The sequence below is a fragment of the Cellulomonas sp. P4_H4 genome (assembly GCF_056400865.1).
This window is the reverse complement of record NZ_JBFUKL010000001.1, coordinates 710,093-729,166: the sequence shown is the minus strand read 5'-3', so window position 1 is coordinate 729,166 and position 19,074 is coordinate 710,093. Positions and strand designations below refer to the sequence as shown.

Here is a 19,074-nt window from a genome sequence, read left to right as displayed (position 1 = left end):
AGGGCTTCGCCGCCGCATGTTCAGGGTGCGCTCAGGGGGACACCCGATGCCGCTCCGCGGCGCGGCGCAGCAGGATCGAGTCATGGACACGAGCACTCCCCCCACACCGGCGGACCCTGGCCCCGCCACGGCGCCCCACGCGACCGACGGCTTCTTCGCCGGCGTACGCCGGATCGGCATCTCGCGTGGCGACGACCGCTGGATCGCCGGCGTCAGCTCGGGCATGGCCGACCGGTTCGGCATCGACCCGATCCTGGTCCGCGGCATCTTCGCGGCCTCGCTCCTGCTCGGTGGCTTCGGGCTCGTCGTGTACGGCATCGCCTGGGCACTGCTGCCCGAGCGGCAGGACGGCCGCATCCACGCCGAGGAGATGCTCCTCGGGCGGTTCGACATCGCTCTCCTCGGCGCCCTGGCGTTCCTGCTCGTCGGCCTCGGCCGCGGCGACACCTGGTTCTTCTTCTGGGGGCCCCCGGGCTGGATCCAGGGGCTGCTCTGGCTGCTGTTCATCGCGGGCATCGTCGCCGTGGTGCTCGTGGTCGTGAACCAGCGACCGTCCACACGACCCCCTGCCTACGGGTCACCGCAGTACGGACCGCCTGCCCCGCCGACCGCCCCCGGACCCGTCTCGGACGCCTCGCCCTTCGCAGCTCCCGCCCCTGCACCCGTCGTCGCCGCGAGCCAGACCGCCGCGCCGGGCACGACCTATGCCGCAGCGCCGGCTCCCACCTACCCGCCTGCGCCCTACGGCAGCTACCCGCCCCCCGGGTCCTACCCGCCGCCCCCCGCCTCCAAGCACCAGGGCACCGGCCGCCAGTCCACGACGCCTCCTGTGCCCAAGCCGCCTCGGCCCGTCAAGCCGCGGACGCCCAGCGCGGGCGCCGGCACGGTCGGTGTGGTCGTCGCGCTCAGCCTGCTCTCGCTCGCCGTCCTGCTGGTCGCCGAGCGCACCAGCGACTTCGACGGACCCGTCGCCCTCACGGCCCTCGGCGTCGCGATCGCCCTGGCCGGGCTCGGGATCATCTTCAGCGGTCTGCGGGGTCGTTCCAGCGGCGCCCTCGGCGGGCTGGCGATCCTCGGCCTGATCGCGGCCGTCCCGCTCGGCTTCGCGGCCAGCGCCAGCTCGTTCTGGCAGCAGGACGGCGAACGCAAGTTCAACGCCTCCGACGTCACGGCCACGAGCCGCTCCGAGGCTGCCGACGGCTACTCCATGGGCTTCGGTGACGTGACGGTCGACCTGACCGCGGTGCCCCTGACCGACGAGACGCTCGTGGTGCCGATCTCGCTCGCCGCCGGGGACCTCACGGTCGTCGTGCCCACGGGTGCCACGGTCGACGCCGACGTCAACCTCGGCGCCGGCGAGATCACCTGGAACGTGGACGGCGCGAGCCGCTCGCAGGACGGCGTGGCCATCGACGACGGCAACTTCACCACGGGCTCCGTCGACGACCCTCAGCTCCACCTGCAGATCAAGGTCGGTGCCGGGCAGGTCGAGATCGTCGACGAACGCGTCACACCGCCGCTCGCACCCGAACCCACGCTGCCGGGTCTGCCCGGGGAGGAGAACTGATGAGCACCGAGAAGCGCCCGGACACGAGCACGCCGTCCGACGACGAGACCACGCAGGTCGTCGACGTCGTGGAGGTCGATGAGGTCGTGGAGCCGGCAGACGAGGTCGACGCCACCGAGGCCCCCGCCGACGCGGTTCCTGCCGACGAGGCTCTGGCCGGCGAGCCAGCCACGGCCGAGCTCCCGGTCGACCAGACGCAGGTCATCGCGCAGATCGACGAAGCACCCGCTGTCGAGAAGACCGCTGTCCTCGAGACGGCCGCCGACGAGACCGCCGTCCTCGAACCGGTCGCCGAGACCCGACCTCTCGACGTCGAACCACTGGCGGAGACCTTCGACGACACGCCCGCGAAGACGACCACGACGGCGTACCCGATCCTCACGGGCGAGCCGGCGCCGACCCGGCCTGTACAGCCGACGCCGCCGCTGACCCAGCCCGGCCCGGCTCAGGACGCCGCGTACGCGGGCGCGTTCGCCGAGCCCGTCGCCCATTCCATCACCGAGACGCCGGTCGTCGTCAGCCCGCCCGAGGCCGAGCCACGTCGGCTCCGCCTGCGCGTCGGCACGGTCGTCTGGGGCCTGGTCATCGCGGCGTGCGGCCTCGGTGTGCTCGCCTGGGCGGGCGGGGCTCGCATCGACTTCCAGCTCGCGCTGATCATCCTGCTGGCCGTGGCAGGCAGTGTGCTGCTGATCGGGTCGCTCGTCTCGGGCGCACGCAGCGCCCGACGCTGACCACCGACGTCCGGTCCCGTCGCGGGGACCGGACGTCGGCGCGCGGTCTCAGACGACAGTGGGCGGGGCCGCAGGCGGCGCACCCGGGGTCGTCGGCGGGACCGGCGGCGCGACCGGCCTCGTCGCGATGACGGGGTCCGGCGTAGCGGCCGGCGGCGGCGTCGTCACGACCGGTGCAATAGGCGCGGCTGCCGCAGGTGCAGCTGCTGGGGGTGCAGCTGCTGCAGGTGCGGCGGCTGGTGCGGCCGCCACCGGGGTGGCTGCCACGGGTGCGGCTGTCACCACCTCGTCGCCGGTGCCCTTGCCCACGCGCCGGACTGCCCAGCCGAGGATGATGAACACGACGCCGATGCCCACCACGAGCAGGGCCACGCCGAAGGCGACCACGGACGTGAAGAGGGACGCCCGGAGGAACGAGGCCGTCATGACGGTCTGGCGCGTCGGGTCGTCCTGCGGGAGCTCGGCGTACGTCTTGCCGCCGGATGCTTCCAGCGCGTGCGTGTTGATGATGTCGGCCTGGAACCAGGCTTCCCACGGGGTGTCGACCAGCTGACCGCCGAACGCCTGCGCGTCGTCGGAGACCGTGATCTTCTCGGCCGCCAGGTTGCTGGAGACCGCCCCCCAGGTGATGCCGCCAGCGATGATGAAGATGATTCCGAAGATCAGGGTCACGAGCCCGGCTACGCGGACTCCCTTCGAGCCCTCGTTCACTGTCGTCGTCATGTCGTCCCTTCCCAGTCCCGCCGCGGGGAACGGGCCCCTGAGGGCCGGATGAGCACCGCAGCTCATGGCAGAAGATCCCAGCGACACCACCGTAGCGAGGAAATCCCGGCATTGGGGGACAAGTTGGGCGAGCCTTGTGGCCCTGATCAGGCAGGCAGCACCAGAGAGCGGGCTCGGGCGTACTCGGACTCGGCCGCGCCGAGCACGTCGTCCCACCCGAACGGAGGCCGAGTTCCTCGGTTGTGACGCAGGATCTTCGCGAGCTCGGCCCGGTCCCTCGCGAGCCGGACGACCGCGTCCGCCATCAAATCGTCGTCGGCCACGAGGAAGCCGTCGACCCCGTCCTCGACGAACTCCGCGATCCCGGTGCCTCGCCGCGCAACGACGACCAGACCGGCGGTGCGCGCCTCGAGCGCCGCGATCCCGAACGCCTCGAGCTCGGCCGGTGCGAGGAAGACGTCGGCCTCGGCGTAGGCCGCACGAACCTGCGCACGGGTCAGGCGCCCCGTCAGGTGGACGACGTCCTGCAGGCCTTGCGCCTCGACGGCCGACGCCACACGCCCCTGGGCCGGTCCCGAGCCGATGACCGACAGCCGCAGCGCGTTCGTCGGGAGCCGTCGGGCAGCGGCACCCACGAGCTCGACGAGCGGGACGGCACGCTTGCGCGGCGCCAGCCGCATCGTCGACACGAGACGCAGCGGACCGCTCTCGTCGACCCCGAGGGACGGCTGTCCGGGTGCCCACGCGTCCAGGTCCAGCCCGTTGGGCATGACCGACACCTCGGCACCGAAGACGTCCCGGACCCGGCTGGCGGCCTCGTGGCTCACGGCGCTCAAGGCTGCCTGCGCCCGGTTCCAGCGGGTGTGCCCCACCACGGTCCGCAGGGGTCCGACGACGCCGTCCAGCATGCAGTGCCACGTGATGGCCGTGGGCAGCTGCAGGTCGAGCGCGATGCGGGCGCCGTCGAACGCGAACGGCGAGAGCACCCCGGCGTGGACGTGCACGACGTCGGGGGCGAGCGACCGGAACGCGTCGCGGATCAGACGAGGGCCGACGAGGTTGACAGGAAGGTCGAACGGGATCCGAGCCCCGAGCCGGTGCACGTGGACTCCGTTCTCCAGGTCGACCACACCACCGCGCTCGCCCGCGTCGCCGAGCGTCGCGGTGAGGACGTGCACCTCGTGCCCTGCGGCGACCTGCCGGGCTGCCAGGTCCCCCACCTGCGACTCGATGCCGCCCGTGCGTGGCGCGTAGCAGTCGCTGACGTGGGTGATCAGCACGTCAGGCCTGCTGCGTGCTGCGGGCGGCCTCGATGCGGGCGACCCCCTGCGCGTGCACCTTGCGCTCCAGGATGAAGGACATGACGGGCACGACGCCCGCAGCGGCCATCGTCGCCAGGCGACCGACGCGCCAGCGCATCGTCGACCACAGGTCGAAGACGGTGACCAGGTACACGACGTAGAGCCAGCCGTGCGCGTACGCGATCCACGCTCCGAGCACCGGGTTGGGGTGCCCGTCGGCGCCGACGCCGCTCGCGTGGAACACGTACTTGAGGATCAGCTCGGCGCACAGCAGGAGCAGCATCGTCCCGGTGAGCCACGCCATGATCCGGTACCGAAGGAGCGCACCGGCCGCTCGACGTGGCCACGCCGCGGCCTTGGCGGTGTTCGTCGCGACCACGGCCGGAGCCTGGTCCGAAGGCTGAGTCATGGGCCGATTCTCCCTCACCGACGCAGGGGTCACGAACATCCGACCAGCCGTCGTGATCACACCCGTGATCGAGAACGGGCACGCCGCCTGCTACTCCAGCGGCGCGGCACCGCTTCGCCGACGCGCCCGGACGACGAGCGGGATGCCGACGCCGAGGCCGATCACGACGATCGCGAGGAGCCACCACACCCACGGCTCGACGCCGGACGACTCCTGGGCGTCCTCGACGGGCGGGGCGGGTGTCGGCGTCGCGGTGGGCGTCAGTGTGGGCGTGGGCGTGGGAGTCGGCGTCGGTGTCGGTGTGGGAGTCGGCGTGGGCGTAGGTGTGGGCGTGGGCGCGGGTGTCTCGACGACTGGGGGCGCCGGCGTCTCGACGACCGGAGGTGCGGGGTCCTCGGTAGGAACGGGCTCCTGCGTCGGGGTGGGCTCTTCCGTCGGTACAGGCTCCAGCGTCGGGGTGGGCTCCGCCGTCTCGGTCGGGAGCACGATCGGCGGTTCGACGGTCGGCGTCGGGCGCGACGGGAGCGTGACGGTCGGCGTCGGGAGCGTGAAGGTCGGCGTCGGGAGCGGGCGATCGATCGTCCCGCACGCGGCGAGCACGACGAGGACCAGGACCACACCCATGGTTCGCGCGACACGCGTCCGGTGCTTCTGCGGAGTCGTCACGTCTGGCCTTTCCCGGCGCACGCTCGTCGAACCTGACGACAGGGCTGCGCCGGATGCCCGGGCTGCACGCCAGAACGTAGCGGCTGGATATGCCTGCCGGAAAGCACCGTCTCGGCTGTCGTCGCCCGATTCATCCGAAGGGTCGTGCGCCGGAGCCATTCGTCGGACCCGCGTCGCGAATGCAACCGATTCGTAATGCGGAACGTCGTCCAGACAACGGATATCCGCTATGTTCCGTCCAAAAGGCTTCGAATTCCGCGGTCGAAGCCGAGCCAGCCGCCGACAGAGAGGCTGCAGCGATGGCGAGCCAGGACGAGCGCGTCGCTGTCCGGCTCCGCGCCGTCCGCAAGGAGTTCGGCGACGTCGTCGCCGTCGACCGGGTGGACCTCGACGTCCTCGACGGCGAGTTCATGACGCTGCTCGGCCCGTCCGGCTCGGGCAAGACGACCGTGCTGCGGATGATCGCGGGATTCGAGCTCCCGACGGACGGCACAGTCGAGCTCGCAGGCGTCGACGTCACCCGGCGCGCGCCGTTCGAGCGCGACGTGAACACCGTGTTCCAGGATTACGCCCTCTTCCCGCACATGAGCGTGCTGGACAACATCGCCTACGGCCTGCGGGTCAAGAAGGTCGGCCGCAAGGAACGCACGGCGCGGGCGCTCGAAGCGCTCGAGAGCGTCCAGCTCGGCGCCTACGGTGCGCGCCGCCCGGCCCAGCTCTCCGGCGGGCAGCGACAGCGCGTGGCGCTCGCGCGGGCGCTGGTCAACCGGCCGCGGGTCCTGCTGCTCGACGAACCGCTCGGCGCGCTGGACCTCAAGCTGCGCGAGCAGATGCAGGTCGAGCTGAAGGGCATCCAGCGCCAGGTCGGCATCACCTTCCTGTTCGTCACGCACGACCAGGAGGAGGCCTTGACGATGTCCGACCGCATCGCCGTGTTCTCCGGCGGGCGGATCGAGCAGGTCGGCTCCCCCACGGAGGTCTACGAGCATCCGGCCTCACCGTTCGTCGCGGGGTTCGTCGGGACCTCCAACCTGCTCGTCGGGGGCGTCGCCACAAGCGTCCTCGGCCGTGCGGGCACGTGGTCCGTCCGCCCCGAGAAGATCCGCATCGCCTCGGCGGACGCCACGCCCGGACCCGGCGAGAACGCGGCCGCAGGCACCGTGCGCGAGGTGGTCTACGTCGGCTCCGCAACCAGGTTCCTCGTGGACCTCGACGCCGGCACGACGCTCGTCGCCCTCCAGCAGAACCAGCAGACGTCGTCGATGGACGTCCAGCGAGCCCGTGGCGACCGCGTCCTGCTCGTCTGGGCGACGGAGCACGAGTTCGAGGTCCCGACGGTCCCGACAGTCCCGAACCCCGCGGCGGACACCCTCCAGCCGTGAGCCCGCTGAGAACGAAGGAGACGACGATGAAGCACCTACGTCTGCTGAGGTTCGTGGCCGTCGGCGCTGTGGCCGGCCTCGCCCTGGCCGCATGCGGCACGTCGGACGACGACGGTGGTGGCGGCGGCTCGGCCGACCGCGCCACCCCGCCGGCGATGGAGGCACTGAGCTCGGTGGGCGACGGGGAGGGCGAGGTCAACATCCTCGCCTGGGCCGGCTACGCGGAGGACGGCTCGACGGATCCCGCGATCGACTGGGTCACCCCGTTCGAGGAGAAGACGGGCTGCACCGCGAACGTTCAGGTGGCCGACACCTCGGACAGCATGTTCGAGAAGATGGGTACCGGTGACTTCGACGTCGTCTCGGCGTCAGGAGACTCGTCGCTGCGCATGATCTACGCGGGCAAGGTCGCGCCGGTCAACACCGACCTGCTCACCAACTACCCCGACGTCCCCGACTTCCAGAAGATGCAGACCTGGAACTCCGTCGGTGATGTCGCCTACGGCATGCCGCACGGCTGGGGAGCCCAGCTGCTCGGCTACCGCACGGACGCGGTCGACCCGGCACCCGACTCGTGGGCCGTCGCGTTCGAGCCCGACTCTCCGCAGGCCGGCAAGATCACGGTCTACGACTCGCCGGTCGACGCGATCGCGGCCGCCGCCGTGTACCTCATGTCCACGCAGCCCGACCTCAAGATCACCAACCCGTACGCGCTCGACCAGGACCAGTTCGACGCCGCGGTCGCCCTCCTGACCGCGCAGCAGCCGCAGGTCGCCAGCTACTGGGCCAGCTACGCCGACGCGCAGAAGGCGCTCGAGAACGGGAGCACCGAGGTCGGCTCCACGTGGCAGATCATCATCAACCTGGCCCAGGCCGACGGGGCCCCGGTCGAGTCGACGCTGCCGAAGGAGGGCGCCACCGGCTGGGCCGACACCTGGATGATCGACGCCAAGTCGCCGCACCCCAACTGCGCGTACCTGTGGATGGACTGGGTCACGAACCCCGACGTCCAGGCGCAGATCGCCGAGTGGTTCGGCGAGGCCCCGGCCAACACCAAGGCCTGCGCCCTGACCGCCGAGCCGACGCACTGCGACACGTTCCACGCGGAGGACGAGGACTACTTCTCGAAGATCTGGTTCTGGTCGACGCCTCAGTCGGACTGCCTCGACGAGCGGACGGACGTGAAGTGCGTGCCCTACGGCGAGTGGGGCAAGGCGTGGAGCAGCGTGAAGAACGGCTGACCCTGTGACCGCTGTCGAGCAGCCGGCGTCCTCAGCAGGACGCCGGCTCTCGGCCGCCCTCTTCCGACGGCCACGGCTCCGGCTCGCCGGACTCCTCGTCCTGCCGACGACGTGGCTGGTGCTCGTCTACCTGTCCGCGCTCCTCGCCCTGCTGGCCACGGCGTTCTTCACCGTCGACGAGTTCACCAACGACGTCGTGCGCACGTTCACGTGGGAGAACATCCAGGACGTCCTGTCCGACCCGGCCTACCGGATGGCCACGCTGCGCACGGTCGGCATCGCGGCCTCCGTCACCGTGCTCTGCGTCCTGCTCGGCTTCCCGATGGCCTTCTTCATGGCGAAGGTCGCCAGACCGCGCTCGCGAGGACTGCTCGTCGCCCTCGTCGTCACGCCGCTCTGGGCGTCGTACCTCGTGAAGGTCTACGCGTGGCAGGCCATGGTGCAGCCCGAGACCGGCGTGCTGGCCTGGATGCTGCAGCCGTTCGGGCTCGACGGGCCCGGCTACGGCATGGCGGCCACGATCCTCACGCTGAGCTACCTGTGGCTGCCGTACATGATCCTGCCCATCTACGCGGGCCTCGAGCGGATGCCCGACAGCCTGCTCGACGCGTCGGGCGACCTCGGAGCGCACCCGGCCCGGACCGTGCGGAGCGTCGTCGTCCCGCTGGTCTACCCGTCGATCGTGGCCGGCTCGGTGTTCACGTTCTCGCTCAGCCTCGGCGACTACATCACCGTGCAGATCGTGGGCGGGCGCACCCAGATGCTCGGCAACATCGTGTACCAGACCTACACCAGCAACCTGCCGTTCGCGGCCGCGATCGCGCTGATCCCGGTCGCGATCATGGTCGTGTACCTCCTGCTCGTCCGTCGTACCGGCGCCCTGGACAACCTGTGAGGAACTCTCGCCGCGCCCGGTGGACCTTCGGCCTGCTCATGCTGTTCGGGCTCGCGTTCATCTACGTGCCCCTGGGCGTCATCGTCATCAACTCGTTCAACGCGAGCACGGTCTTCGCGTGGCCGCCCCAGGAGCTCACGACGAAGTGGTGGTCGGCCACGTTCGCCAACCAGGGCGTCCGGTCGGCCGTGCTCACGTCGGTCGAGGTCGGGATCGTCGCGACCGCCGTGGCCCTCGTGCTCGGGAGCCTGCTCGCGTTCGCGCTCGGGCGGTACACGTTCTTCGGACGGCACACCCTGTCGCTGCTCGTCGTGCTCCCGATCGCGCTGCCCGGCATCGTGACTGCCCTCGCGTTCCGCACCGGGTTCCGGACGTTCCTGGGGATGGAGCTGTCGATCTGGACCGTCGCCATCGCGCACGCGACCTTCTGCATCGTCGTCGTCTACAACAACGTCCTGGCCCGGATCCGGCGGACCGGGACCAGTCCCGAAGAGGCGTCGATGGACCTGGGCGCCGACACGTTCACGACGTTCCGGCTCGTGACGTTCCCGCAGATGCGCGGTGCCCTCGTCGCCGGCGCCCTGCTGGCCTTCGGCCTCTCGTTCGACGAGATCGTCGTGACGCTGTTCACCGCACCGCCCGACGTCACGACGCTGCCGATCTGGATCTTCCAGAACCTGCAGCGCCCGAACCAGGGCCCGGTCGTCAACGTCGTCGCAGCCGTGCTCGTGCTGCTGTCGATCTTCCCGATCTGGCTGAGCCAGAAGGTCGCGGGTGAGTCGACGAGCGGTGGGCGGCTCTAGCGGGTCACTCCCACTCGATGGTGCCCGGCGGCTTGCTCGTGACGTCGAGGACCACGCGGTTGACCTCGGGCACCTCGTTCGTGATGCGGGTGGAGATGACCGCCAGCACGTCGTACGGGAGTCGGGTCCAGTCGGCGGTCATGGCGTCCTCGGACGAGACCGGCCGCAGGACGACGGGGTGCCCGTAGGTGCGGCCGTCGCCCTGGACGCCGACCGAGCGGACGTCCGCGAGCAGGACGACCGGGCACTGCCAGATGTCGCGGTCGAGGCCGGCCCTGGTCAGCTCCTCGCGCGCGATCACGTCCGCGGCGCGCAGGATGTCGAGGCGCTCGGCGGTCACCTCGCCGATGATCCGGATGCCCAGGCCGGGGCCCGGGAACGGCTGGCGCCAGACGATGCCCTCGGGCACGCCGAGCTCCAGTCCGACCGCGCGGACCTCGTCCTTGAACAGGGTGCGCAGCGGCTCGACGAGCGCGAACTGCAGGTCGTCGGGAAGCCCGCCCACGTTGTGGTGCGACTTGATGTTGGCCGCACCCTCGCCGCCGCCGGACTCGACGACGTCCGGGTAGAGCGTGCCCTGGACGAGGAACTTGACCTCCTCGTCGCTGCCTTCCACGATCTCGCGCGCCGCGTCCTCGAACACGCGGATGAACTCGCGGCCGATGATCTTGCGCTTGGTCTCGGGGTCCGTGTGCCCGGCGAGCGCCCGCAGGAACCGGTCGCGCGCGTCGACAACCTTGAGCTGCACGCCCGTGGCGGCGACGAAGTCCTGCTCGACCTGCTCGGCCTCGCCCGAGCGCAGCAGACCGTGGTCGACGAACACGCAGGTCAGCTGGCTGCCGACGGCCTTCTGCACGAGCGCCGCGGCCACCGAGGAGTCGACGCCGCCGGACAGCCCGCAGATCACGCGGGCCGAGCCGACCTGCGCGCGGATCTTCTCGACCTGCTCCGCGACGACGTTCCCGGCGTTCCAGTCGGGCTTGAGGCCGGCGCCCTCGTAGAGGAAGTTCTCGAGCGCCTTCTGGCCGAGCGGCGAGTGCTTGACCTCCGGGTGCCACTGCACACCGAACAGCCGACGGCTGCGGTCCTCGAACGCGGCGACGGGGCTGCCCGACGACGTCGCGAGGACCGTGAACCCCTCGGGTGCCGCGTGCACCGCGTCGCCGTGGCTCATCCAGACGGTCTGGTTGTCAGGGCTGCCGCCGAGCACCGTTCCGGGCTCGGTGACGGACACCGACGTGCCGCCGTACTCGCGCTGGCCGGTCTGCGCGACCGTCCCGCCGAGCGCTGCCGCCATCGCCTGGAACCCGTAGCAGATGCCGAGCACGGGGACGCCGGCCTCGAACAGGGCCGGGTCGACGAACGGGGCGCCCGTGGCGTACACCGACGACGGTCCGCCGGACAGGATGATCGCGGCCGGGTTCTTGGCCAGCAGGTCGGCCACCGACGCCGTGTGCGGCACGATCTCGGAGTACACGTTGGCCTCGCGCACGCGTCGCGCGATGAGCTGCGCGTACTGGGCACCGAAGTCGACGACGAGGACCGGCTGGTGGTCGGTGGTGGCGGGCGGCGGGGGCGTCTGCGTCACGTGCTCAGGGTACCGGCGCGGCGGGACGCCTCGGGCCGTGGAAAGTACAGCGCGGCGGGACGCCTCGGGCCGTGGAAAGTACAGCGCGGCGGGACGCTTCGGGCCGTGAGCAGCGCAGCGTGAGGGGTGCCCCTGTCCGCGAAAAGCGTTCGGGACGTGTCAGTACTGCCACGTAACGTTGCTCCTCGTGCGTTCTCTCCCTCTTGCAGACCCCGGTACGCCGCCGTTGAGCGGTCCCTGGGCGCTGCTGTGGTGGCTCGCGCGGCGGCAGTGGGGCATCCTCCTGGTCGCGATCCTGCTGGGCATCACGATGTTCGCGTGCCAGGCGTTCACCCCGTTCGTCGTCGGCAAGGCGATCGACGACGGCCTCCAGCACGGGTTCGGCCCGGAGCTCTGGCGGGCGTGCGCGACGCTGCTCGCGCTCGGCGCGGTCGTCATCACCACGTCCGCGATCGGCCACCGCTACGACATCGCCAACTGGTTGCGCGCGGCGTTCACGTCGTCACAGCTGGTCGGCCGCACGGTGTCCCGCAGCGGGCACGCGATCACCTCGGAGCTGCCCACCGGCGAGGTGGTCTCGGCGGTCGCCAACGACGCGCTGCGCATCGGTGAGCTGTACGCCCACGCCGCGCACTTCGTGGGCAGCCTCGTCGCGTACGGCGTCGTCGCCGTGCTCATGCTGCGCGTCTCGGTGCCGCTGGGACTCGTCGTGATCCTCGGCCTGCCCACCGTCGCCGCTGCGCTCGGACTGCTGGTCAAGCCGCTGCAGAGGAAGCAGAGGGCTCAGCGCGAGGCATCCGGCCGGTTGACGACGCTGGGCGCCGACACCGTCTCCGGCCTGCGGATCCTGCGCGGCATCGGGGGTGAGTCGGTGTTCACCGGCCGCTACCGGGAGCAGTCGCAGGCGACGCGCCGGCGCGGGGTCGAGGTGGCGCAGACGCAGTCCATCCTCGACGCGCTGCAGGTTCTGCTCCCGGGCATGTTCGTCGTCGTGCTCATCTGGATGGGCGCGCACATGGCACAGGCCGGCACGCTCACGGCCGGGCAGCTGGTGTCGACGTACGGGTTCGCCGCGTTCCTCGCGTGGCCCGTGCAGAACGCCACGATGATGCTCCAGGCCGCGAGCCGCGCACACATCGGCGCGGGCAAGGTGGTCAAGGTGCTGCGCGTGGTCCCGTCGACGGGTGCGACGCCGGGTTCTGCCGAGCTTCCGGAGGCGGGTTCCCCGCTCACCGACGAGTCGAGCGGGCTGGTCGTCGAGCCCGGCCGCGTGCTCGCGCTCGTCAGCGCGGACCCGGACGAGTCGGCGCGCATCGCCACCCGGCTCGGTCGGTTCGACGACGAGGCGGAGGCGGAGACGCCCGTCCGGCTCGGCGGCGTGCTGCTGGCCGACCTGGACAAGGACGACGTGCGTACGCGGATCGTCGTCGCCGAAGCGACACCGCAGCTGTTCTCGGGACCGCTGCAGGGCGAGCTCGACGTGCACGGTGCGGCCTCCTCGGAGGACCTGCTGCGCGTGATCGCCACCGCCGACGCGCACGACGTCCTCGACTCCGTCCCCGACGGCCTGTCCGGCGAGCTGCCGGAGAAGGGCCGGTCGCTCTCGGGCGGCCAGCGGCAGCGCGTGGCACTGGCACGTGCCCTGCTCGTCGACCCGGAGATCCTCGTGCTCGTGGAGCCGACCAGCGCGGTCGACGCCCACACCGAGGCCCGGATCGCCGCGCGCCTCGCCGACGCCCGCCGGGGCCGCACCACGCTCGTCGTCACGGCGAGCCCGCTCGTCCTCGACCACGTCGACGAGGTCGCGTTCGTGCAGGACGGCGTCGTCGTCGCGCGCGGCCGTCACGAGGACCTGCTCGACGACGTCGCCTACCGCGCGGTCGTCGGGCGCCGGATGGACGAGGAGGTGCTGGCCGGATGAAGCTGCCCATCGCCGACACCGCGACCGTGCGCGCCTACGCAGGTGTGCTGATGCGCAAGCACCGCCGCCCGCTGCTCGGCATCGTCGTGCTGCACACGCTCGCGGCGACCGCCGGCCTGGCCGGTCCGGCCATCCTCGGTCTGCTGGTCAACGCCGTGACCCAGGGGACGACGTCCGCCTACATCAACACGCTCGTGCTCGCAGGCGTCGTCGCGGTGCTCGCGCAGACCGTGCTCATGCGGTTCGCGCAGCGCACCTCGATGGTCTTCGGCGAGGAGGTGTTCGCCGAGCTCCGCGAGGAGTTCATCGAGGCCGTCACCGCTCTGCCCCTGTCGACCGTCGAGCGCGCCGGCACGGGCGACCTCGTCGCGCGCACCACCAACGACGTCAACAAGCTGCAGCACGCCGTGCGGTTCGGGGTGCCGCGCGTGATCGTCGCCGTCGTCACCATCGTCCTGACGGTGGTCGCGTGCCTGATCATCGCGCCGCTCGTCGCCATCGCGATGTTCGTCGGCGTGCCGACGCTGATCCTCGTCACACGCTGGTACCTCAAGCGCGCGACCCCGGGGTACCGGCGCGAGTCGGCCGCGTACGCGACGCTGAACGGGACGATCACCGAGTCGGTCGAGGGCGCGCGCACCGTGGACGCCCTGCGTCTCGGGCCGCGTCGGCTGGCGCGCGTGAACGCGGACCTGGCGGAGGCGTTCGAGGCCGAGAAGTACACGCTCCGGCTGCGCACGATCCTCTTCCCGGGCATCGACGCGACCTTCGTCCTCGCGCCGGCGGCGGTGCTGCTCTGGGGCGGCTACCTGGCCTCGCAGGACCTCGTGACGGTCGGCGCGGTCACGGCGATCGTGCTGTACAGCTACCAGGTGACCGGCCCGGTGTGGGAGCTCATCTTCTGGATCGACGAGATCCAGGTCGCTGCCACGTCGCTCGCACGCATCGTCGGCGTCCAGCTCGTCGAGCCCGACCGCACGGCCCGACAGGGCACCCCGGTCGACGAGACCGTCGAGGCGCGCGACGTGACGTACGCGTACCGCGAGGGCCACAACGTGCTGCACGGGATCGACCTGGATCTCGCCGTCGGCGAGCGCCTGGCGGTGGTCGGCCCGTCCGGTGCGGGCAAGTCGACCCTGGGACGGATGCTCGCGGGCATCCACCCGCCAGGGGGCGGTTCGGTCTCCGTCGGCGGCGTCCCGCTCATCGACCTGCCCCTCGAGGAGCTGCGGGGGCACGTCGCCCTGGTCACCCAGGAGCACCACGTGTTCGTCGGCTCCGTCGCGGACAACCTGCGCCTGGCACAGGTCGACGCCACCGACGAGGCGCTCCAGCGCGCCCTGTCGGCCGTCGACGCCTGGGACTGGGTGCAGGCGCTGCCCGACGGGCTCGCCACGGAGGTCGGCTCGGGCGGCGCGCCGCTGACGCCCGCGCAGGCGCAGCAGATCGCGCTCGCACGACTGGTCCTGCTGGACCCGCACACGCTCGTCCTCGACGAGGCCACCTCGCTGCTCGACCCGCGGGCCGCCCGACACCTGGAGCGGTCGCTGTCCGCGGTCCTCGAAGGCCGCACGGTCGTCGCGATCGCCCACCGGCTGCACACCGCGCACGACGCGGACCGGGTGGCCGTGGTCGACGACGGTCGGATCATCGAGATCGGCGCGCACGACGACCTCGTCGCCGCCGGCGGCGAGTACGCCGCGCTGTGGCACTCGTGGCAGCACGAGTAGTGCGGTCCCGGTGATGCTCGAGCTGCGCGGGGGCGTCGTCGTCCCGGACGACGCGCTCGCGTGGCGGTTCTCCCGGTCCAGCGGGCCCGGGGGACAGTCCGTCAACACCACGGACTCCCGGGCAGAGCTGTCGGTCGACCTCTCGCGCGTCGCGTGGACCTCGCCGACACAGCAGGACCGCGTCCTGGACCGCCTGCGCCCGCGGTTGCGGGGCGACGTGCTCACGATCGCGGCCTCGGAGTACCGGTCGCAGCTGCGCAACCGCGAGGCCGCCCTCGTCCGCGCCGCGGCGCTCCTCGACGAGGCCCTCGCTCCCCCGGGGCCGACCCGCAAGGCGTCGCGACCGAGCCGCGCCTCCCGCGAGCGCCGCACCCAGGCCGAGCGCCAACGCCGCGCCACCAAGCAGCTCCGCCAACGCCCACCACGCGCCTGACGCCGGCCGCGCCGGACGCTGGCGCAGCCGTCAGGCGGGTTCGGGCGTCGGCTCCGGATCGTCGTCCGGCGCGGCGCCGCGGGCCTCGTCGCGGACCAGACGGAGCCAGAGCAGGACGGCGAACGCGCCGAAGATCCACCACTGCGCGGCGTAGGCAAGGTTCTGGATGTTCAGGCCCGAGCCGGGCTTCGTCGGCGGGTCCAGCAGCTCGACGGACGACGACTGAGCGGGGTCGGACGACGCCACGACCAGGTATCCCGTGTAGATCGGGCCGCCCCAGGCGTTCAGCAGCTCGGGCGAGCTGATCGCCTCGGTCTGCCCGTCGACGACCCCGGGTCCCGCCTCTTCCGACGCCTGCAGGTAGCCGACGACCGAGACAGGTCCGGCCGGCGGGACGTCGGCGTCGGACGGTGAGGCGACCCAGCCCCGCACGACCGGGAGGACCGGCGAGTCGGAGGCCGACACGGTCAGGGGCGTGAGGACGAGGTACCCGACGGTGTCGTCGTGCGCACGGTGGGGCACGAGCAGCTGACCAGCGGCGTCGTAGGTACCGGTCACCGCGACCTTGCGACCGACCAGCGGCCCGGTGAACGACGTCTGCGGCTGGAAGACCGTGTCCAGCGGTACCGGGTCCGCAGCGACCAGGGCGGCGGTGTGCCGCTCCTCGGCCGACGCGCCGCGGACCTGGGCGCGGTCGAGCTGCCACACCCCGAGCCGCGCGCAGACGGCGCCGGCCGCGAGCAGGAGGACCAGGAGCACGAGCATCCGGGGGCGCAACGCCGCGCGCAGCATCGTCGTGGGAGGTCGGCGTTCGGCCTGCTCCCACGCGGGACGCGACGGCCCCGCGGCACGGGCGGCCGACCGGGGAGCAGGCTCGCGCGGAGGCGCTCCCGCCTCGTCGACAAGCTCCGGCTCTGCCACGCCTCACGGTACCCCGCAGGCCGCCGACGAACCGAAGCGCCCCAGCACGCCGCGACCCGCCTGACCTGCGCAAGGATGGGTGTGCGAGTGAGCACTGTGGCGAACCCCACGTGTTCGACGAACGTTCGCCCTCCCCCTGTGCACATGCCCCTCACCTGGGGTTGTATGGCATAGCGAGGGGTGCGCGTCCAGGCCTTAGGGCCCTAGGTCGCGGGATCGCCCGAGACAAGGCTGGCATCGAGGCCGGACCTGGCCGCGAGGATGACGGGGAGCAGCGCACCATGAGCACTACGACACAGCCCACCACCTGGCGTCGGGGAGCGGGCCACCCGGTCGACGCCGCGACCCTGCAGCGGATCGACAAGTGGTGGCGTGCGTCGAACTACCTGTCGGTGGGTCAGATCTACCTGCTGGACAACGCCCTGCTGCGCGAGCCGCTCACACGGGACCACGTCAAGCCGCGCCTGCTTGGGCACTGGGGCACGACGCCGGGCCTGAACTTCCTCTACGCGCACCTGAACCGCGCGATCGCGGAGCGCAACCAGTCGACCATCTACATCATCGGCCCGGGGCACGGTGGCCCGGGCCTCGTCGCGAGCGCGTACCTCGACGGCACCTACTCCGAGGTCTACTCCGACATCACCGACGACGCCGAGGGCATGAAGCGCCTGTTCCGGCAGTTCTCGTTCCCGGGCGGCATCCCCAGCCACGTCGCCCCCGAGACCCCCGGGTCGATCCACGAGGGCGGCGAGCTCGGCTACGCGCTGAGCCACGCGTACGGCGCGGCGTTCGACAACCCCGACCTGCTCGTCGCGACGATCGTGGGTGACGGCGAGGCCGAGACGGGTCCGCTGGCCACGAGCTGGCACTCGAACAAGTTCGTGAACGTCCAGAAGGACGGCGTCGTGCTGCCGATCCTGCACCTCAACGGCTACAAGATCGCCAACCCGACGGTCCTCGCGCGGATCAGCGACGACGAGCTGAACTCGCTCATGGTCGGCTACGGCCACAAGCCGCACGTGTTCGTCGCGGGGTTCGACGACGAGTCGCACGAGAGCATCCACGGCCGGTTCGCGACGATGCTCGACGAGGTCCTGGACGAGATCGCGGACATCAAGGCCAGCGACAGCGAGCAGCGCCCGATGTGGCCCATGATCGTCTTCCGCACCCCGAAGGGCTGGACCGGGCCGGACTACATCGACGGCAAGAAGACGACCGGCTCGTGGCGCGCGCACCAGGTTCCGCTGGCCAGCGCACGCGACACCCCGGAGCACCTGGACGTCCTGCGCACGTGGCTCGAGAGCTACGGCGTCGACGAGCTCTTCGACGAGGGCGGGACGCTGCACGCGGACATCCGCTCGCTCGCACCGCAGGGTGACCTGCGGATGAGCGCCAACCCGCACGCCAACGGTGGTCTGCTGCTCAAGGACCTGCGCCTGCCCGACTTCCGCGACTACGCGGTCGACGTTCCGACGCCGGGCGGCTCGTTCAGCGAGGCGCCGCGCGTGCTGGGCGACTGGCTGACGGACGTCATCAGGCAGAACCCGGACAACTTCCGGATCTTCGGGCCCGACGAGACCGCGTCGAACCGCCTGCAGTCCGTGTTCGCGGTGACCGACAAGCAGTGGAACGCGGACTTCTACGGCGCGGAGGTCGACGAGCACCTGGCCCGCGCGGGACGCGTGATGGAGATGCTCAGCGAGCACCAGTGCCAGGGCTGGCTGGAGGGCTACCTGCTCACCGGCCGGCACGGCCTGTTCAACTGCTACGAGGCGTTCATCCACATCATCGACTCGATGTTCAACCAGCACGCCAAGTGGCTCAAGGTGTCCGACGAGATCCCGTGGCGCCGACCGATAGCGAGCCTCAACTACCTCCTGTCCAGCCACGTCTGGCGCCAGGACCACAACGGCTTCAGCCACCAGGACCCGGGGTTCGTCGACCACGTGGTCAACAAGAAGGCCGAGGTCGTCCGGGTCTACTTCCCGCCGGACGCGAACACGCTGCTGTCCACGTACGACCACTGCCTGCGCAGTCGCCAGTACGTGAACGTCGTGGTCACCGGCAAGCAGCCGGCACCCAACTTCCTGACGATGGACCAGGCGGTCGCGCACTGCACGCGCGGGCTGGGCATCTGGGAGTGGGCAGGCACGGAGGTGCCCGGCGAGAAGCCGGACGTGGTCCTCGGTGCGGCCGGAGACGTGCCGACGCTCGAGGTGCTGGCCGCGGCCGACATCCTGCGCCGTGAGCTGCCGGACCTCAAGGTCCGCGTCATCAACGTCGTCGACCTGATGCGCCTGCAGGACGAGCGGGAGCACCCGCACGGGCTGTCGGACGCGCAGTTCGACGGGCTGTTCACCGAGGACCGCCCGGTGATCTTCGCGTACCACGGCTACCCGTGGCTCATCCACCGCCTGACGTACCGCCGCACGGGCCACAAGAACATCCACGTGCGCGGGTACAAGGAGGAGGGCACGACGACGACGCCGTTCGACATGGTCATGCTGAACGACCTCGACCGGTTCCACCTCGTGATCGACGTGATCGACAACGTGCCGTCGTTGCGGACGGCTCAGGCCGGCCTGCGGCAGCGGATGGTGGACGCCCGCCTGGAGGCCCGCGAGTACACGCGGGAGCACGGCGACGACCTGCCGGCCGTGCGCGACTGGGTGTGGCCCGATGCCGCCGACGCTTCCGACGAGGGTGAGGTGGCGGCCACGCTCTCGACCGGCGGAGACAACGAATAGCCCTGACCAACCACCG

Annotated in this window: 16 protein-coding genes; 10 read left to right on the top strand and 6 right to left on the bottom strand. The window is 71.3% G+C overall.

Going from position 1 to position 19,074, the window contains the following annotated elements; all coding sequences use genetic code 11:
* The first annotated feature begins 82 nt into the window (after positions 1–82).
* Both AC1DPN_RS03680 and AC1DPN_RS03675 read left to right on the top strand, forming a co-directional pair.
* Positions 83–1,567, top strand: a complete 1,485-nt coding sequence (locus AC1DPN_RS03680; protein ID WP_477083339.1) for a PspC domain-containing protein — start codon at positions 83–85, stop codon at positions 1,565–1,567.
* Positions 1,567–2,298: a hypothetical protein gene (locus AC1DPN_RS03675; protein ID WP_477083338.1), complete on the top strand. Its 732-nt coding sequence runs from the start codon at positions 1,567–1,569 to the stop codon at positions 2,296–2,298. Before AC1DPN_RS03680 ends, AC1DPN_RS03675 begins: the two co-directional genes overlap by 1 nt.
* A gap of 48 nt (positions 2,299–2,346) precedes the next feature.
* On the opposite strand, the gene AC1DPN_RS03670 is transcribed toward AC1DPN_RS03675, so the two are convergent.
* From AC1DPN_RS03670 to AC1DPN_RS03655, 4 genes are all read right to left on the bottom strand, one after another.
* On the bottom strand, positions 2,347–3,021 hold the full coding sequence (locus AC1DPN_RS03670; RefSeq protein WP_477083337.1) for an aromatic ring-opening dioxygenase LigA: 675 nt from the start codon (positions 3,019–3,021) through the stop codon (positions 2,347–2,349).
* 146 nt (positions 3,022–3,167) lie between these two features.
* The gene (locus AC1DPN_RS03665) at positions 3,168–4,301 is read right to left on the bottom strand and encodes a glycosyltransferase family 4 protein (RefSeq protein WP_477083336.1); all 1,134 of its coding nucleotides are present in this window, start codon (positions 4,299–4,301) and stop codon (positions 3,168–3,170) included.
* 1 nt (position 4,302) lies between these two features.
* The gene (locus AC1DPN_RS03660) at positions 4,303–4,731 is read right to left on the bottom strand and encodes a DUF3817 domain-containing protein (RefSeq protein WP_477083335.1); all 429 of its coding nucleotides are present in this window, start codon (positions 4,729–4,731) and stop codon (positions 4,303–4,305) included.
* Between the two features lie 90 nt (positions 4,732–4,821).
* Entirely contained in the window at positions 4,822–5,397 is a 576-nt protein-coding gene (locus AC1DPN_RS03655; RefSeq protein ID WP_477083334.1) for a hypothetical protein, read from the bottom strand.
* A 299-nt stretch (positions 5,398–5,696) separates the two neighbouring features.
* Between AC1DPN_RS03655 and AC1DPN_RS03650 the strand changes: the two genes are divergently transcribed.
* Genes AC1DPN_RS03650 through AC1DPN_RS03635 form a run of 4 tightly spaced genes read left to right on the top strand, consistent with a single transcriptional unit; the run spans position 5,697 to position 9,718 of the window.
* Entirely contained in the window at positions 5,697–6,779 is a 1,083-nt protein-coding gene (locus AC1DPN_RS03650) for an ABC transporter ATP-binding protein (protein ID WP_477083333.1), read from the top strand.
* A gap of 26 nt (positions 6,780–6,805) precedes the next feature.
* On the top strand, positions 6,806–8,020 hold the full coding sequence (locus AC1DPN_RS03645; protein ID WP_477083332.1) for an extracellular solute-binding protein: 1,215 nt from the start codon (positions 6,806–6,808) through the stop codon (positions 8,018–8,020).
* A gap of 4 nt (positions 8,021–8,024) precedes the next feature.
* Positions 8,025–8,915 (top strand): ABC transporter permease, encoded by an 891-nt coding sequence (locus AC1DPN_RS03640; protein WP_477083331.1) that lies wholly within the window; start codon positions 8,025–8,027, stop codon positions 8,913–8,915.
* Positions 8,912–9,718, top strand: a complete 807-nt coding sequence (locus AC1DPN_RS03635) for an ABC transporter permease (RefSeq protein WP_477083330.1) — start codon at positions 8,912–8,914, stop codon at positions 9,716–9,718. The genes AC1DPN_RS03640 and AC1DPN_RS03635 overlap by 4 nt, the downstream gene beginning before the upstream one ends.
* Positions 9,719–9,722: 4 nt before the next feature.
* Here AC1DPN_RS03635 and guaA read toward each other — a convergent pair whose 3' ends face one another.
* Positions 9,723–11,306 carry a glutamine-hydrolyzing GMP synthase gene (gene guaA / locus AC1DPN_RS03630; RefSeq protein ID WP_477083329.1) on the bottom strand — a complete coding sequence of 528 codons (1,584 nt, stop codon included), beginning with the start codon at positions 11,304–11,306 and terminating at the stop codon, positions 9,723–9,725.
* Between the two features lie 187 nt (positions 11,307–11,493).
* Here guaA and AC1DPN_RS03625 point away from each other — a divergent pair, with 187 nt between their 5' ends.
* Genes AC1DPN_RS03625 through arfB form a run of 3 tightly spaced genes read left to right on the top strand, consistent with a single transcriptional unit; the run spans position 11,494 to position 15,390 of the window.
* On the top strand, positions 11,494–13,227 hold the full coding sequence (locus AC1DPN_RS03625; protein ID WP_477083328.1) for an ABC transporter ATP-binding protein: 1,734 nt from the start codon (positions 11,494–11,496) through the stop codon (positions 13,225–13,227).
* Positions 13,224–14,957, top strand: coding sequence for an ABC transporter ATP-binding protein (locus AC1DPN_RS03620; RefSeq protein ID WP_477083327.1), 1,734 nt, complete (start codon positions 13,224–13,226; stop codon positions 14,955–14,957). Before AC1DPN_RS03625 ends, AC1DPN_RS03620 begins: the two co-directional genes overlap by 4 nt.
* Before the next feature lie 13 nt (positions 14,958–14,970).
* Positions 14,971–15,390 carry an alternative ribosome rescue aminoacyl-tRNA hydrolase ArfB gene (gene arfB / locus AC1DPN_RS03615; protein ID WP_477083326.1) on the top strand — a complete coding sequence of 140 codons (420 nt, stop codon included), beginning with the start codon at positions 14,971–14,973 and terminating at the stop codon, positions 15,388–15,390.
* 30 nt (positions 15,391–15,420) lie between these two features.
* Here arfB and AC1DPN_RS03610 read toward each other — a convergent pair whose 3' ends face one another.
* Positions 15,421–16,311 (bottom strand): SURF1 family protein, encoded by an 891-nt coding sequence (locus AC1DPN_RS03610; RefSeq protein WP_477083325.1) that lies wholly within the window; start codon positions 16,309–16,311, stop codon positions 15,421–15,423.
* Between the two features lie 281 nt (positions 16,312–16,592).
* On the opposite strand from AC1DPN_RS03610, the gene AC1DPN_RS03605 reads away from it, so the two are divergent.
* Entirely contained in the window at positions 16,593–19,058 is a 2,466-nt protein-coding gene (locus tag AC1DPN_RS03605) for a phosphoketolase family protein (protein WP_477083324.1), read from the top strand.
* Positions 19,059–19,074 lie beyond the last annotated feature (16 nt).